The organism is Streptomyces gottesmaniae (genome assembly GCF_031845845.1).
In the GTDB taxonomy this organism is placed as follows: Bacteria; Actinomycetota; Actinomycetes; order Streptomycetales; family Streptomycetaceae; genus Streptomyces; species Streptomyces akebiae.
The window spans coordinates 77,333-91,580 of sequence record NZ_JAVRFJ010000002.1 but is presented as its reverse complement, the minus strand read 5'-3'; the positions used below and the strand labels follow the sequence as shown (position 1 = coordinate 91,580).

13 protein-coding genes are annotated in these 14,248 nt (G+C 70.7%); 7 read left to right on the top strand and 6 right to left on the bottom strand.

The window, feature by feature from the left end; translation table 11 throughout:
* Window positions 1–302: 302 nt before the first annotated feature.
* From RM704_RS02890 to RM704_RS02875, 4 genes are all read left to right on the top strand, one after another.
* Window positions 303–2,024 carry a chitinase gene (locus tag RM704_RS02890; protein WP_192829841.1) on the top strand — a complete coding sequence of 574 codons (1,722 nt, stop codon included), beginning with the start codon at window positions 303–305 and terminating at the stop codon, window positions 2,022–2,024.
* Window positions 2,025–2,124: 100 nt separating this feature from the next.
* A complete protein-coding gene (locus RM704_RS02885) occupies window positions 2,125–2,823 on the top strand; it encodes an RNA polymerase sigma factor (protein WP_033531774.1) in 699 nt (232 codons plus the stop codon).
* The gene (locus tag RM704_RS02880) at window positions 2,820–3,815 is read left to right on the top strand and encodes a CU044_5270 family protein (RefSeq protein ID WP_033531773.1); all 996 of its coding nucleotides are present in this window, start codon (window positions 2,820–2,822) and stop codon (window positions 3,813–3,815) included. The genes RM704_RS02885 and RM704_RS02880 overlap by 4 nt, the downstream gene beginning before the upstream one ends.
* 203 nt (window positions 3,816–4,018) lie before the next feature.
* Complete coding sequence (locus RM704_RS02875; RefSeq protein WP_033531772.1) at window positions 4,019–5,149, top strand: epoxide hydrolase family protein; 1,131 nt, start codon at window positions 4,019–4,021, stop codon at window positions 5,147–5,149.
* Window positions 5,150–5,190: 41 nt separating this feature from the next.
* On the opposite strand, the gene RM704_RS02870 is transcribed toward RM704_RS02875, so the two are convergent.
* A complete protein-coding gene (locus RM704_RS02870; RefSeq protein ID WP_033531771.1) occupies window positions 5,191–5,721 on the bottom strand; it encodes a hypothetical protein in 531 nt (176 codons plus the stop codon).
* Window positions 5,722–5,857: 136 nt separating this feature from the next.
* Between RM704_RS02870 and RM704_RS02865 the strand changes: the two genes are divergently transcribed.
* Both RM704_RS02865 and RM704_RS02860 read left to right on the top strand, forming a co-directional pair.
* Entirely contained in the window at window positions 5,858–6,367 is a 510-nt protein-coding gene (locus tag RM704_RS02865; RefSeq protein WP_033531770.1) for a SigE family RNA polymerase sigma factor, read from the top strand.
* Window positions 6,368–6,421: 54 nt separating this feature from the next.
* Window positions 6,422–7,735, top strand: coding sequence for a hypothetical protein (locus RM704_RS02860; protein WP_311589131.1), 1,314 nt, complete (start codon window positions 6,422–6,424; stop codon window positions 7,733–7,735).
* A 10-nt stretch (window positions 7,736–7,745) separates the two neighbouring features.
* Here RM704_RS02860 and RM704_RS02855 read toward each other — a convergent pair whose 3' ends face one another.
* Entirely contained in the window at window positions 7,746–9,068 is a 1,323-nt protein-coding gene (locus tag RM704_RS02855) for an Nramp family divalent metal transporter (protein WP_033531769.1), read from the bottom strand.
* A gap of 110 nt (window positions 9,069–9,178) precedes the next feature.
* Window positions 9,179–9,571 (bottom strand): ATP-binding protein, encoded by a 393-nt coding sequence (locus RM704_RS02850; protein WP_398683227.1) that lies wholly within the window; start codon window positions 9,569–9,571, stop codon window positions 9,179–9,181.
* A gap of 469 nt (window positions 9,572–10,040) precedes the next feature.
* Between RM704_RS02850 and RM704_RS02845 the strand changes: the two genes are divergently transcribed.
* Window positions 10,041–11,414: a M14 family metallopeptidase gene (locus RM704_RS02845; RefSeq protein WP_033531768.1), complete on the top strand. Its 1,374-nt coding sequence runs from the start codon at window positions 10,041–10,043 to the stop codon at window positions 11,412–11,414.
* A 91-nt stretch (window positions 11,415–11,505) separates the two neighbouring features.
* On the opposite strand, the gene RM704_RS02840 is transcribed toward RM704_RS02845, so the two are convergent.
* From RM704_RS02840 to RM704_RS02830, 3 genes are all read right to left on the bottom strand, one after another.
* Complete coding sequence (locus RM704_RS02840) at window positions 11,506–12,105, bottom strand: PH domain-containing protein (RefSeq protein ID WP_033531767.1); 600 nt, start codon at window positions 12,103–12,105, stop codon at window positions 11,506–11,508.
* Window positions 12,106–12,193: 88 nt separating this feature from the next.
* The gene (locus RM704_RS02835) at window positions 12,194–13,669 is read right to left on the bottom strand and encodes a GntP family permease (RefSeq protein ID WP_033531766.1); all 1,476 of its coding nucleotides are present in this window, start codon (window positions 13,667–13,669) and stop codon (window positions 12,194–12,196) included.
* 161 nt (window positions 13,670–13,830) lie between these two features.
* Entirely contained in the window at window positions 13,831–14,241 is a 411-nt protein-coding gene (locus RM704_RS02830) for a RidA family protein (protein ID WP_033531765.1), read from the bottom strand.
* Between the last annotated feature and the right edge of the window lie 7 nt (window positions 14,242–14,248).

Here is a 14,248-nt window from a genome sequence, read left to right as displayed (position 1 = left end):
TGGTCGACCACCGCCTCAGACGGCCCCTGTGAGGAGGGACGTCTGCCTCGACGTCCCTCCTGCATCGTCTTGCATCAGCACCATATCCACGGCATGGCCCGATCAACACCGAATCTCCTTGATCAACTCACGGGCGGTGGGGGCCGTATCCACACAGAGTGAGACGCATATGCCTCAACTCGACGGCGGAGGAGGGAGTTTGGGTCGCCCGTACGGGTGAGCGGGCCTCGTGCGGGAGTATTGACAACTCGATTGGTCTGGACCAGCTTACGAGTATGTTCAGACACAGAAGACGCATACGCATGCGGATGGACGCCCAGGGGTGTGACGGCGCGCGCATACAGGGACGGATCCGGCTCCGGTCGGGGGTCGTCGCCCTCTCCCTCGCCCTCGGTCTCTCGCTCGTCGGCGCCGGACAGGCGTCCGCCGCGGACATCAACAACGCCAGGAACGCCGGATTCGAGTCGGGGCTCAGCGACTGGAACTGCTCGGCGGGCAGCGGCGGCACCGTCTCCTCCCCGGTGCACGGCGGCGCGGCCGCGCTGCGGGCCACCCCGGCCGGGCAGGACAACGCCCGCTGCACCCAGGCGGTGGCGGTGAAGCCCCGGTCGACGTACACGCTCAGCGCCTGGGTGCGCGGCGGGTACGCGTATCTGGGCGCCACCGGGACCGGTACGACCGACGTCTCGACGTGGACGCCGGACTCGACGGCCTGGAAGCAGCTGTCGACCACGTTCACCACCGGCGCCTCGACCACGTCGGTGACGGTCCACACGCACGGCTGGTACGGGCAGGCCGCGTACCTCGTCGACGACGTGTCCGTCTTCGGCCCCGACGGCGGCGGTGGCGGCGACCAGCCGCCCACGGTCCCGTCCGCCCCGGCCGGGGTGACGGTGTCGGGCTCGACGTCCTCCTCGGTCTCCCTGTCCTGGAACCCGGTGTCGGGCGCCTCCGGCTACCACGTCTACCGGGGCGGCACCAAGGTCCAGTCGGTGACCGGCACGTCGGCGACGGTGACCGGGCTCGCGGCCTCCACCTCGTACACGTTCCAGGTCACGGCGACGAACGCGGCCGGTGAGTCGGCGCGTTCGGCGACGGTGACGGGGACGACGACGGCGACTCCCGGCGGCGGCACCGGCGTTCCGAAGCACGCGGTCACCGGGTACTGGCAGAACTTTGACAACGGGGCGGCGGTGCAGAGGCTCGCCGACGTCCAGTCGCAGTACGACATCATCGCCGTGGCCTTCGCGGACGCCACCGCCACCCCGGGCGCGGTCACCTTCACCCTCGACTCGGCGGCCCTCGGCGGCTACACCGTCGACCAGTTCAAGGCGGACGTCCGGGCCAAGCAGGCGGCCGGCAAGAAGGTCATCGTGTCGGTCGGCGGCGAGCGCGGCACGGTGGCCGTGAACGACGCGGCCTCCGCGACGAACTTCGCGGACTCGGTGTACGCCCTGATGCGGACGTACGGCTTCGACGGCGTCGACATCGACCTGGAGAACGGGCTGAACGCGACCTATATGACGCAGGCGTTGCGGTCGCTGTCGGCGAAGGCGGGCCCGTCGCTGGTCATCACGATGGCCCCGCAGACCATCGACATGCAGTCGACGTCGAACGCGTACTTCCGGACCGCCCTGAACATCAAGGACATCCTGACCGTCGTCAACATGCAGTACTACAACAGCGGTTCCATGCTGGGCTGCGACGGCAAGGTCTACAGCCAGGGGTCGGTGGACTTCCTCACCGCCCTCGCCTGCCTCCAGCTGGAGGGTGGCCTCGCCCCGTCCCAGGTGGGGCTGGGTCTGCCCGCCTCGACGCGGGGCGCGGGCAGCGGTTACGTGTCGCCGACCGTGGTGAACAACGCCCTCGACTGTCTGACCCGTGGCACGAACTGCGGTTCCTTCAAGCCGCCGCGGACGTACCCCGACCTGCGGGGCGCGATGACCTGGTCGACCAACTGGGACGCCACGGCGGGCAACGCCTGGTCGAACGCGGTGGGTCCGCACGTGCACGGGCTGCCGTAGGCGACGAGAGGTGGCCCGCGCCCGGCTGTGGCGCGGGTCACCGGAACCTCTTCCCCCGCGCGGAGAGACATGGGTGTGAGGTGGGAGAGGTGCATACGAGATGAGTGACCCCGAGAGGGCGCCGGCCCGCACGGACGCGGAGACGTCGACGCGCGCGCGGATACGGGCCGGGGACCGGGAGGCCTTCGCGGCGCTCTACGACGCGTACGCGCGGGCCGTCTACAACCACGCGTACCGGCTGACCGGCGACTGGTCGACCGCCGAGGAGGTGATGGCGGACACCTTCCTCGACGCCTGGCGCACCCGGGAACGACTGGAGCCGGACGGCGGCTCGTTGAAGCCGTGGCTGCTGGGCATGGCGACCAACAAGGCCCGCAACGCCACCCGTGGCCTCGGCCGCCGACTGGCGTTCCTGGCCCGCCGCCCCGCCCCGCCGCCCGTGGCCGACTTCGCCGACGAGACCGCCGGGCGCCTCGACGACGCGCGCCGGCTGGCCGCCGTACGCCAGGTGTACGGGCGGCTGCGGCGCGGGGAGCGCGAGGTGCTCGCGCTGTGCGTGTGGTCGGGCCTCGACTACGGGCAGGCGGCCGAGGCGCTGGGCGTCCCGGTGGGAACCGTACGGTCGCGGCTCTCCCGGGCCAGGGCGCGGCTCGGCCGGCTGACGGAGGAGCGGCTGCGCGAGGAGCGTGCGCAAAACACATCGAACCGTAGGGAACCGGGGCGTCGTCGCGGAGAGGCAGAGGGCGAGGCCGCGTTCGCGGCCCGTCCGCTCAAGGAGATTCAGGAGGGATCCCGATGAACGAGGAGCTGGCCCGACTGCTGCCGCCCCCGCCCGAACGGGATGTTCCGCCTGGTCGCCTCGCTCACCACAAGGACACCCTGATGCGACTCATCGACGACGACGCCCCGGCCACGACGCCCGCCGCACCCCGGAAGCGGGACCGACGGCTGCCCCGCCCGGCCCTGTGGCTGCCCGCCGCCGCGCTGACGCTGGCCGGGGCGCTGACCGTCGGCCTGGTCACGACCACCGGCTCCGGCGCCGGCCCGCGGCCCTCCGACGGCGGGAGCGCCGTCGTCCTGCTCGACCGGATCGCCGAGGTCGCCGCGCGGACGGAGGTCGAGCCGGTCCGCGACGACCAGTTGGTCTACGTCAAGAGCCTGACGGCCGGGGCGGAGGCCGTGGAGGACGGCCCGTACCGGCCCGGAGAGCTGCACCGCCGGGAGGTGTGGGTGTCGCAGGAGCCGGGCCCGGTCAAGCAGGTGGCCCTGCACTACGAGGGCGGCGCCTACTCCCCGCTGAGGGAGCTGCTGCCGCCGGGTTCGCCGGGTGTCCCCGCCGGGATCGACCGCCCCACCTACCGGTGGCTGGCCTCCCTGCCCACCGATCCCGACGAGCTGCTCGCCGAGCTGTACCGCCTGACCAGGACGTGGAAGGGCGAGGAGAAGGCACAGGCCGTCTTCGACCGGATCGGCGAACTGCTCGGCGAGACGGTCATGCCCGCGAGGACGGCCGCCGCGCTCTACGAGGCCGCCGCGAAGATCCCCGGGGTGACCCGTACCGAGGACGCGGTCGACCCCGCCGGCCGTCGCGGCGTCGGGATCCGCCGGGTCGACGAGCGCGCCGGGTGGGCCACCGAGTGGGTCTTCGACCGGGAGACCCTCGCGTACCTCGGCGAACGCAGCCGGCTGACGGCGGACGGCCCGATGGGCGACAAGGGCACGGTCCTGAGCGAGACCGCCGTACTGGAGCGGGCCGTCGTGGACGAGTACCGCGAGCGGCCGGCGCCGTAGCGCGCCCGGCACGACCGTGAGGGCCCGCCGGTCAACGCCTTTCGAGCAGGTTCGAAAGGCTTGTCCGGCGGGAGCGCGTGCGTGAGCATCGGTGCCCCGGTGGCGGCCGGCCGTCCTCCGCCGACCGGGGACCGGCACATGTGAGAGCAATCCGCCCGCCCTTGCGGACACAGGCCGTCCGCAGGCCTTCCCACCCTGGACTCATGACAGACAACAGCGTGCGCAGCCACCGGATCGACATCCCTCAGGCCCAGCTGGACGATCTGCACACCCGCCTGGACCTCACCCGCTGGCCCGACGAACTCCCGGAAGCGGGCTGGGCGTACGGCGCCTCGCTGCCGTACCTCCGCGACCTCGCCGCGTACTGGCGTGGCACCTACGACTGGCGCGAGCACGAGGCCGCCCTCAACGAGATCCCGCAGTACGTCACGGAGATCGACGGCGCGCGGGTGCACTTCCTGCACGTCCGCTCCTCCCGTCCGGACGCGCTGCCACTGATCCTCACGCACGGCTGGCCGGGCTCGATCGTGGAGTTCCTCGGTGTGATCGACCTGCTGAGCGACTTCCACCTGGTGATCCCCTCCATCCCCGGCTTCGGGTTCTCCGGGCCCACCCGGGAGAAGGGCTGGAACGTCTCCCGCGTCGCCCGCGCATGGGCGGAGCTGATGCGCGGGCTCGGCTACGAGCGCTACGGCGCCCAGGGCGGCGATTTGGGCGCGCTGGTCTCCCCCGCGCTGGCCCGGGTCGCCCCGGAGGCCGTGATCGGTGTCCACGTGAACGCCGCGTCGGTCGGCTTCATCCCGCTCGGCCCGGTGGACGAGGAGGCACGCGAGGGGCTCGACGAGCGGGAGCTGCGGAGCCTGGCGAGCATCGGCGAGTTCACCACGGACGGCTTCGGCTACAACGCCCTCCAGTCGACCCGCCCGCAGACGCTGTCGTACGGCCTCACCGACTCCCCCGTCGGTCAGCTCGCCTGGATCATGGAGAAGTTCCAGGCGTGGACGCACTCCTCGGCCGAACTGCCGGAGGACGCGGTCGGCCGGGACACCCTGCTCACCAACGTGATGCTGTACTGGCTGACGGGTACGGCCGGTTCGGCGGCCCGGATGTACTACGAGAACAGCCATGTCCCGGACTGGTTCCCGACAGCGGCCTCCGGGGTGCCGACCGCGGTGGCGAACTTCGGCGAGGACGTGGCGATCCGCCGCTGGGCCGAGCAGGTCAACACCATCGCGCGGTGGACGGAGTTCGCCCGCGGCGGCCACTTCGCGGCCCTGGAGGTCCCGGACCTGCTGGCCGCGGACGTACGGGAGTTCTTCGACACCCTGCGCTGACACCCCGTTCGCCGCCGCCCTCGTGGCAGGGCGCCAGGGGCCTAACCCATCGGGCGGTAGTGGCCGAGCACGTGGGCGAGGTGGCCGAACCACTGGTGGAGGCGTTCGCGGGGCCTGGCCTCGACCGTGCACTCGAAGAAGCCGCCGTCGAGGTGGATGACGGCGACCATGAGGGCCTTGCCGTTGCCGCTCGCCTTGTAGTGGACGCTGCGGATCTCGGGCCACGAGAAGTCGACGGAGACGCCGTGGTCCTCGAAGGCGACCCCGCCCGCGTCGACGACGACGGAGTTGTGCCGGTCGACGGCCAGGAACTCCGGGCCCTGGGGTGACTGGCCGTACGGCTGCTGCTGCGGCGGCGCATAGGGCTGCGGCGGCGGCGCGTAGGGCTGCTGCTGGGCATGGGGCTGCGGTGGCTGCGCGTACGGCTGCTGCGGGGGCGCGTACGGCGGGCCGGGGGGCGTGGGTGGGGGCGCGTACGGCGGGGGCGGCGGGCCGAAGCCCTGGTGGTCCGCCGGCGGTGTCCACGGCTGCTGCGGCGGTGGCGGCTGGTGACCCTGTTCAGGCTGGTCCATCGGTGTGTGTCCTCTGCCCCGTTGGTGTGACTCGTACCGCACCGTATCTCTCACCCTTCCGTGAAACATTCCCCGGGGGCCGGCGCATCAAAGGAGTGAGAGGCGGCAACGCGAGTCCGTTCAGGGGGAGCCACAGATGAGACCAGTCCGCGCGGACGGATACCAGGAGTTCGCGGCGGCGCGGGCGGGTCATCTGTACCGGTCCGCGTGTCTGCTCACCGGTGGGGACACCCATCTCGCCGAGGACCTCGTGCAGGAGACGCTCGGCCGGTTGTACGTGAAGTGGGGGCGGGTACGACGGGCCGACAACCCGGCCGGCTACGCGCAGACCGTGCTGACCAGGACGTTCCTCGCCCACCAGCGGCGGCGCAGCAGCCGGGAACGGGCCACCGACGTCATCCCGGACGGACCCGCGGCGCCCGGCGGCGACGCGTCCCTGCGGCTCACCCTCGTCGAGGCGCTGGCCCAACTGCCGCCGAAGGACCGGGCCGTGGTCGTCCTGCGCTACTGGGAGGACCGGTCCGTCGAGGAGACCGCGGCGGCGATGAACGCCAGCTCGGCGGCGGTGCGCACCCGGTGCGTCCGCGCCCTCGCCCGACTGCGCGTCCTGCTCGGCGACGCCATCGGCGAGTACGCCACCCCCTGAGCGCCCCGCACCCACCGACACCAGCACACCCACTCGCAGAAACGGCGGTTCGTCATGCCCCAGGAACAGCACGAAGACCCCTTCGAGGGCAGGCTCGGCAACGCCCTGCGCCGGGTCGGCGGCACCTTCGAGACCGATCACCAAGCGCTGGCCGGCGGCGGTGCCGTGCGCGGTCGGCGGCTGCTGTTCCGCCGACGGGCGGCGATGCTGGGCGGGGTGGCCGGGATCGCGCTCGTCGGGGTGGGCGGGGCGCTCCTGCTGCCCGGCACCGGCGACGGGGGGCGGTCCGTGGCGGCGAAGCGGTCCATCGTGCCGGACGCCGAGCAGGTCGTCAGGGACGACGACGGCGCGGTGTCCGGCGCGGAACTCGTCCGCATGCTCAAGGAGATGCTGCCGGAGGGGAGCATCAGCGGGGAGTCCGCTCGGGGCACGAGCGCGGACGGGGGGCCGTACGCCCAGGTCGTGTACGACGACGGCGGGGGCGGGGGGGCCGTGCAGCTCGGGGTCGGGCGGATCGACGCCGACAGCGAGTACGCCCGGCAGCTGACCGACTGCCCGGACAAGAGGTTCGTCGGGTACGTCTCCTGCGAGGAGAAGACCCTGCCGGGCGGTGCGCGGCTGATGCTCTTCCGGGGCTACGAGTACCCGGACCGCCGCGTGGACACCAAGCACTGGTACGCGCAGCTGGTCGATCCGGCGGGGTACGAGGTCAGCGTCATGGAATGGAACGCGACGGCGCAGAAGGACGCGCCGGTCACCCGTGCCGAACCGCCGCTGTCCCTCGACTCCTTGACGACGATCGTCAGGGACCCGGGCTGGCAGGCGGTCGCCGACGCCATCACGGAGGAGTCGGAGAACGGCGGCGGCACGCGGGAGGACCAGGGGGAGAAGGAGGAGTCGTCGACGGTTCCGCCCGGTGGCGGGTCGGTCGATGCCCCGGTCGTCGGGGGCGAGGCCATTCGCAGAACACTCGTCAGCCTTCTGCCCGAGGGCGTCGACGTCGTCACCGAGGACAGCCAGGTGTCGGACTTCGCGTACGTCGTCCTCGACGACGGCGAGGGGCGGAGCCTGGTGCAGATCAATGTGCAGCCGGGCATGGCGGACCTCGCGGACTCGTTGTTCGGCGCCGACGCCGAGACCCTGCCCGACGGCACGAAGGTCGCCACCCGGCAGGAACCCGGGGAGAAGGGCGGCGAGGGGGTCGTCATGTGGACCGCGGACACGCTCCGCGTCGACGGGCTGCGCGTCGTGATCAGCGCCTTCAACTCCGGCGCCCAGCACACCGCCGCGACCCGCGAGACCCCCGCGCTCACCATGGCTCAGCTGAGGGAGATCGCCACCAGCGAGCGGTGGAAGTCGCTCGACTGACGGCCCGGCGTCAGAAGAAGTCCGCCCACGGCTGGTCCCAGATCTGCTTCACGGCCAGTACCAGGAAGAGCAGGCCCGCGATGGCCAGCATGCCGTTGCTGACGAGGCCGTTGCGCCATTCGCGGGGTGTGCGGGAGGAGTTGAGGAGCCACAGGAGCGTGCCGGCGAGGAAGGGGAGGAAGGCCGCGCCGAGGACGCCGTAGAGGATGATCAGGCGGAACGGCTGGCCCTGGAAGAGCAGGACGATGGGCGGGAAGGTCAGCCAGAGCAGGTACGCGCGGAACGGCCAGGACTTCTCGCGCCGACCGGAGGCGACCTCCTCGCCCGTCACGGCCCCCTTGCGGCGGAAGCGCTCCACGAAGTCCGCGAACATCAGGCTCACGCCGTGCCAGACGCCGATGAGGGAGGTGTACGAGGTGGCGAAGAAGCCGATCAGGAAGAACTTGGCGGTGGCCGTGCCGTATTCGTCGGCCAGGATGTCGCCGAGCTGGATCAGGCCCTTGTCGCCGGAGGCGATGGCGATGTTGGCCGAGTGCAGCAGTTCGGCGCCGACGAAGAGCATCGAGACCACGAAGATGCCGGTGGTGATGTACGCGACCCGGTTGTCCAGGCGCATGATCTTCATCCAGCCGGTGTTCGTCCAGCCCTTGGCGTTGACCCAGTAGCCGTACGCGGCCAGCGTGATGGTGCCGCCGACGCCGCCGATGAGGCCGAGGGTGTTGAGGATCGAGTCCTTCTCGTCGGGCAGGACGGGCAGGAGCCCGGCGAAGGCGTCCGCGAGGTTGGGGGTGACGCGGATCGCCAGGTAGACGGTGACCACGAACATGACGCCCACCAGGACGGTCATGACCTTCTCGAAGACCTCGTACTTGTTGAACCAGACGAAGACCAGGCCGCTCAGGCCGCACAGCACGGCCCACCACTTGAGGTCCATCACGTCCGGGAACAGCGCCTGCAGGGGCAGGGCGCTGGAGGACATCGCGGCGGCGCCGTAGACGAAGCCCCAGATCACGACGTAGACGACGAAGAACCACGTCGTCCAGCGGCCGAGGCTGGCCCAGCCGTCGAAGAGGGTGCGGCCGGTGGACAGATGCCAGCGGCCGGCCGCCTCGGCGAGGGCGATCTTGACGAGACAGCCGATGACGGCCGCCCAGAGCAGGGTGTAGCCGAAGTTGCTGCCCGCGATGAGGGTCGCGACCAGGTCACCGGCGCCGACACCGGTCGCGGCGACGACGATGCCGGGGCCGATGTACTTCCAACTGGATCTACGAGGTGGGGGGTTGGAGCCGGATGGTGCGGGTGTGTCTGTGGGGTTTCCCGTGGTGTCCGCCATGAGGGTCAAGAAACCCCACGGAACGGCATCAGACAAGAGGGCCGGGCGGCTTCGGTGACCGGCGGCTTCGGCGACCGCCGGCCACCGAAGCCGCCGAACCCGGCGAAGCGCTACGGCTGTCGCCGACCGCAGCCGTGGGCCCCGCACGTACCGAGTTCGAACCACACGGTCTTGCCCGATCCGTCCTGGTGACAGCCCCAGCGCCCGGCGAGGGCGTCCACCAGGAACATTCCCCGGCCACTCTCCGATATCTCCGTCACGCGGCGCACCCGGGGCGGGCGGCCGTCCGTGTCCGACACCTCGCAGCGCAGTACGCCGTGGGCGGCCGACAGGGTCAGCTTCAGTCGGCTCTCCGCGTGCACCAGCGCGTTGGTGACCAGCTCGCTCACCAGCAGCTCCGCCGTGTCGGTCTGTTCGAGCAGACCCCATCCCTCCAGCTGCCTGCGCACCTGCGCGCGGGCCTGTGCGGCGGCGGTGGGACGGGGGTCGTACTCGACACTCAAGTGGCCCGCACCCATGGGCGGTTGGGGGTACGAGGCGAAATGGGGGCCGGAATCCGGAAGGAGACCCCCGGAGAGTTGCAGCATGCCTCCAGGGTTGCCGCCACGCGTACGCGGCACACGGGGAGGACTACCCGTTTCCAGTCGTGCATATACCTGTTTCCCGCCCGGGTACGTCCGCAATTGGGGGCCTACGCGACCGATGGGCGTGTACGCGGTTGTGTAGGGCTTACGCACGCCGTGGACTCCCGGCCCGCACATCCGCGTTCCGGCCATCTCGGCCCCCTGCCCGCACCCACCCGCTCTTGACCTGGTCATGCCAGAGCCGCACCATGAGCGCCACACCCGCACCAGGGCCGGCCGGGCACCCCGCGGTCACCGGCCAGGCCCGAGGCACGTCGCAAGGATCCACCCCCCGCTCCACTCCCCACTTCCGGAGACCCCGGAATTCCTGGAGAAACTAGGAGACTTCATGCGACTCCGCATACGCGGCAGGGCGGCGACGCCCGACGGCACCGGCAGGAGATCCGGTCGCCGCACCGCCGCCCTCGCCACCCTGCTGGCGCTGGCCCTCGCCGCCCCGGTGGCCGCGACCACCACGGACGCGACGGCGACCAGCGCCGAGCGGCCCAGGGCCTCGGCCGACGACATCCGTCAGTACGAGGTCCACATGCACTCGGACAGCAAGTCCCGCACGGCGCTGCAGCAGGCCGGTGTGACCGTGGACGACGCCGACGACCACTCGGTGTTCGTCTCCGGACGCGCGGACCAGATCAAGAAGCTGAAGCAGCAGGGCTACGAGGTCACCCCGCTCGGCGCCGCACCGGACCGGTCGAACGGCGAGGACGACGTACGGCTCTTCGACTTCCCGTCCGCCGACTCCCGGTACCACAACTACGCGGAGATGACGAACGAGATCAACTCCGTCGTCTCGGCCAACAGTTCGATCGCCAGCCAGCGGGTCATCGGCACCACGTACCAGGGCCGGAACATCGTCGCCATCAAGATCAGCGACAACGTCGGCACGGACGAGGCCGAGCCCGAGGTGCTCTTCACCCACCACCAGCACGCCCGTGAGCACCTCACGGTCGAGATGGCGCTCTACCTGCTGAACGAGTTGACCTCCGACTACGGGACCGACTCCCGCGTCACCAACATGGTGAACAACCGCGAGATCTGGATCATCCCGGACATCAACCCGGACGGCGGCGAGTACGACGTCGCCACCGGCTCGTACCGCTCGTGGCGCAAGAACCGGCAGCCCAACAGCGGTTCGTCGTACGTCGGCACCGACCTCAACCGCAACTGGAACTACCGCTGGGGCTGCTGTGGCGGCTCGTCCGGTTCCACGTCCTCGGACACCTACCGGGGTACGGCCGCCGAGTCGGCGCCCGAGGTGAAGGTCGTCGCGAACTTCGTGCGCAGCCGGGTCGTCGGCGGCGTCCAGCAGATCAAGACCGGCATCGACTTCCACACCTACAGCGAGCTGGTGCTGTGGCCCTTCGGGTACACGACCGCCGACACCGCGACCGGGATGACGGCGGACGACCGCAACGCGTTCGCGACGGTCGGCGGGAAGATGGCCGCGAGCAACGGGTACACACCCGAGCAGTCCAGCGACCTCTACATCACGGACGGGTCGATCGACGACTGGCTGTGGGGCAACCAGAAGATCTTCGGCTACACCTTCGAGATGTATCCGGGGTCGGCCGGGGGCGGCGGGTTCTACCCGCCCGACGAGGTCATCGCCCGGGAGACCGCCCGGAACCGGGACGCGGTGCTGCAGTTGCTGGAGAACTCGGACTGCATGTACCGGTCGATCGGCAAGGAAGCGCAGTACTGCTAGCCCCGGGGTAGTCCTGGGCCAGCCCTGGGGCAGTCCCGTGAGCGGGGAACTGCGGGCCGGACGTGGCCGGTCGCGCAGTTCCCCGCGCCCCTTACGAGGCGGGGTCCGACTCTTCCTCGAAGTAGGCGTCCAGCACCTCGTCGATCTGCTTCTCCCAGGCCGCGTGCTCCGACTTGGCCTTGGCCTCGATCTCCAGGAAGTACCAGCGGCGGTCGGGGGTGTGGACCGTGATGGTGAAACGCTTGCCGAAGAGGGGGGACTCGGTCTCGATCGCGCCGATCTCGTCCCAGGTGAACTCGCACTCCTGGTCGTCCAGACGCAGCCGTACGCCACTGCTGTCCGCGATGATCTTCGCTCGGCGGTCGGAGGCCTCGAAGACGGGGCCGTCCGTCGTGTCCTCGGCCGCCTCGCCCACCTCTTCGGCTTCGGCCTCCTCGGCTTCGTCCGCTTCGGCGTCCGCGTCGGCTTCGGCCGGGGGCTTCTCGGCGATGGACGGCTCGTCCCGGGTCAGGGCAGCCTCGTCCGGCTCCTCGGTCTCCGCCGGTTCGGCGGACTCCGTCGGCTTGATGTCCTCCGGCTCCTCCTGCTTCTCCTTCTTCACGGACACGGGGGCCGTGAGTCCGGGGATGTGCGACGGGTCGACCGCGGCGGCGGCCAGGGGCTGGTTGTTCGAACCGATACGCTGCTCCACAGCGGGCAGTATGGTCGACGACCCTGTGTCGGGGACAGTCGGGCCGGGCATATGTCCGTATCTGGGTTTCAACGGTGTTCGACGGCGTTCACACGAACACACTCAATACCGCCGCTACCGCGAACCCCGCCACCGACAGCACCGTCTCCAGGACCGTCCAGGTCTTGAGGGTGTCGCGTTCGCTGATGCCGAAGTACTTGGCGACGATCCAGAAGCCGCCGTCGTTGACGTGCGAGGCGAAGATCGAACCCGCCGAGATGGCCATGATGACGAGGGCCACGAAGGCCTGCGAGTGGTCGCCCCCGACGAGGAGGGGCGCGACGATGCCGGCCGTGGTCACGATCGCCACCGTGGCCGAACCCTGGGCGACCCGGAGCACGACCGACAGCAGGTAGGACAGGACGATCACGGGCAGGCCCACGTCGTTGAACGTGTCCGACAGGGCCTGCGCCACCCCGCTCGCCTTCAGCACGGCGCCGAAGACACCGCCCGCGCCGACCACCAGCAGGATGTTGCCGACCGGCTTGAGGGAGGACGTCGACACCGTCTCCAGCGACTTGCGGGACCAGCCGCGGCGGATGCCGAGCAGGTAGTACGCGAGGAGCAGGGCGATCGTCAGCGCGACGAAGGGGTTGCCGAAGAACTCGATCACCGAGCGGAGGGTGGACGGGTCCAGGGCGATCGAGGAGAAGGTCGCGGCGAGGATGAGGAGGAGGGGCGTGCCGATGATGAGGAAGACCGTGGTGAGCGGGACCGGCGTCTCCCGCGGGGTCACCCCGGCCGCACGCTGTTCGTCGACGACCGCCCGACGGGACTCCTCGGCGGCCTCGACCATGTCCTGCGGGACGGGGACGAAGATCCGGTGGCCGATCCAGGCGGAGAACGCCCAGGCGGCCAGGACGGCCGGGATGCCGCAGACGAGGCCCATCAGGATGACCCAGCCGAGGTCCACGTGGAGCAGGGCGGCGGCCGCCACCGGGCCCGGGTGCGGGGGCAGGAAGGCGTGGGTCATCGACAGGCCGGCGAGGAGCGGGAGGCAGTAGAGGAGGATCGATTCTCCGGAGCGCTTGGCGGCGGCGTAGACGATCGGGGCGAGGACGAAGATGCCGACGTCGAAGAAGACCGGGATGCCGAAGATCAGGCCGGTCAGGCCCATCGCGAGGGGGGCGCGTCGCTCGCCGAAGAGGTTCAGGAGGCGGGAGGCCAACACCTCGGCGCCACCGCTGACTTCGAGGATCGCGCCGAGCATCGTGCCCAGGCCGATGATGATCGCGACGTGGCCGAGGATGCCGCCCATGCCGGACTCGATGGTCGAGACGGCGTCGCTTCGCTGGACCGTGCCGAAGAGTTCGGTGACGGAGAGTCCCGCGGCGAGGCCGACGGCTATGGAGACGGCGAGGAGGGCCACGAAGGGCTGGAGTCTGGTCCTGATGATGAGGAAGAGGAGGAGGGCTATGCCCAGGGCGGCGACGGTGAGGAGGCCGGCGGTGCCGTCGACGAGGAGGAGCAGGCCGCCGGTGTGGGGTGGGGGTTCCGGGGCCGGGGCAGCGGCGAGGAGGGGCATTCGGGGGTCCTCCGGGTGGGGGCATGCGGATTTTGGGCAGGGGGTGGCGCCGTGCGGGGTGCGGGGATGGTGGGGGGGTGGTGCTGATGGCTGCCGAGCGCGGGTCGTGTGTGGCTGCTCGCGCAGTTCCCCGCGCCCCTGAGGGGCGCGGGTGCGGACCCTCAGTGGTCCAGGACCGCCAGCGCGTCGATCTCGATCAGCAGGCCGGCCGGGAGGCCCACGTAGACCGTGGTGCGGGCGGCCGGGGCCGTGGTGAGGTGTTGTTCGAAGTACTCGTTGTAGAGCGCGTTCATCTCGGCGAAGTGGTCCACGTCGGTGAGATAGACGCGGATCATCATCACGTCGTCCCAGGTGGCGCCGCCCTCTTCCAGGATCGCCTGGACGTTGGCGAGGGTCTGGAGGGTCTGTTCGCGCAGGGAGGGGCCGGCCGGGGTGGGGGGCTCGCCCTCGACGGCGGGGAGGAAGCCGACCTGGCCCGCGACCTGGAGGATGTTGCCCTTCCTGACGCCGTGGGAGAACTTCGCCGGGGGTGCGGTGTGGGTCTTCGGGGTGAGGGCGATCTTGTCGGCCATAGGGGGT

Excerpts from the sequence above, each read along its gene's own strand:
- RM704_RS02845 (WP_033531768.1), top strand. The coding sequence starts at position 10,041 with ATGCGACTCCGCATACGCGGCAGGGCGGCGACGCCCGACGGCACCGGC.
- RM704_RS02890 (WP_192829841.1), top strand. The coding sequence starts at position 303 with ATGCGGATGGACGCCCAGGGGTGTGACGGCGCGCGCATACAGGGACGG.
- RM704_RS02835 (WP_033531766.1), bottom strand. The coding sequence starts at position 13,669 with ATGCCCCTCCTCGCCGCTGCCCCGGCCCCGGAACCCCCACCCCACACC.
- RM704_RS02855 (WP_033531769.1), bottom strand. The coding sequence starts at position 9,068 with ATGGCGGACACCACGGGAAACCCCACAGACACACCCGCACCATCCGGC.
- RM704_RS02870 (WP_033531771.1), bottom strand. The coding sequence starts at position 5,721 with ATGGACCAGCCTGAACAGGGTCACCAGCCGCCACCGCCGCAGCAGCCG.
- RM704_RS02885 (WP_033531774.1), top strand. The coding sequence starts at position 2,125 with ATGAGTGACCCCGAGAGGGCGCCGGCCCGCACGGACGCGGAGACGTCG.
- RM704_RS02860 (WP_311589131.1), top strand. The coding sequence starts at position 6,422 with ATGCCCCAGGAACAGCACGAAGACCCCTTCGAGGGCAGGCTCGGCAAC.
- RM704_RS02875 (WP_033531772.1), top strand. The coding sequence starts at position 4,019 with ATGACAGACAACAGCGTGCGCAGCCACCGGATCGACATCCCTCAGGCC.
- RM704_RS02880 (WP_033531773.1), top strand. The coding sequence starts at position 2,820 with ATGAACGAGGAGCTGGCCCGACTGCTGCCGCCCCCGCCCGAACGGGAT.
- RM704_RS02865 (WP_033531770.1), top strand. The coding sequence starts at position 5,858 with ATGAGACCAGTCCGCGCGGACGGATACCAGGAGTTCGCGGCGGCGCGG.
- RM704_RS02830 (WP_033531765.1), bottom strand. The coding sequence starts at position 14,241 with ATGGCCGACAAGATCGCCCTCACCCCGAAGACCCACACCGCACCCCCG.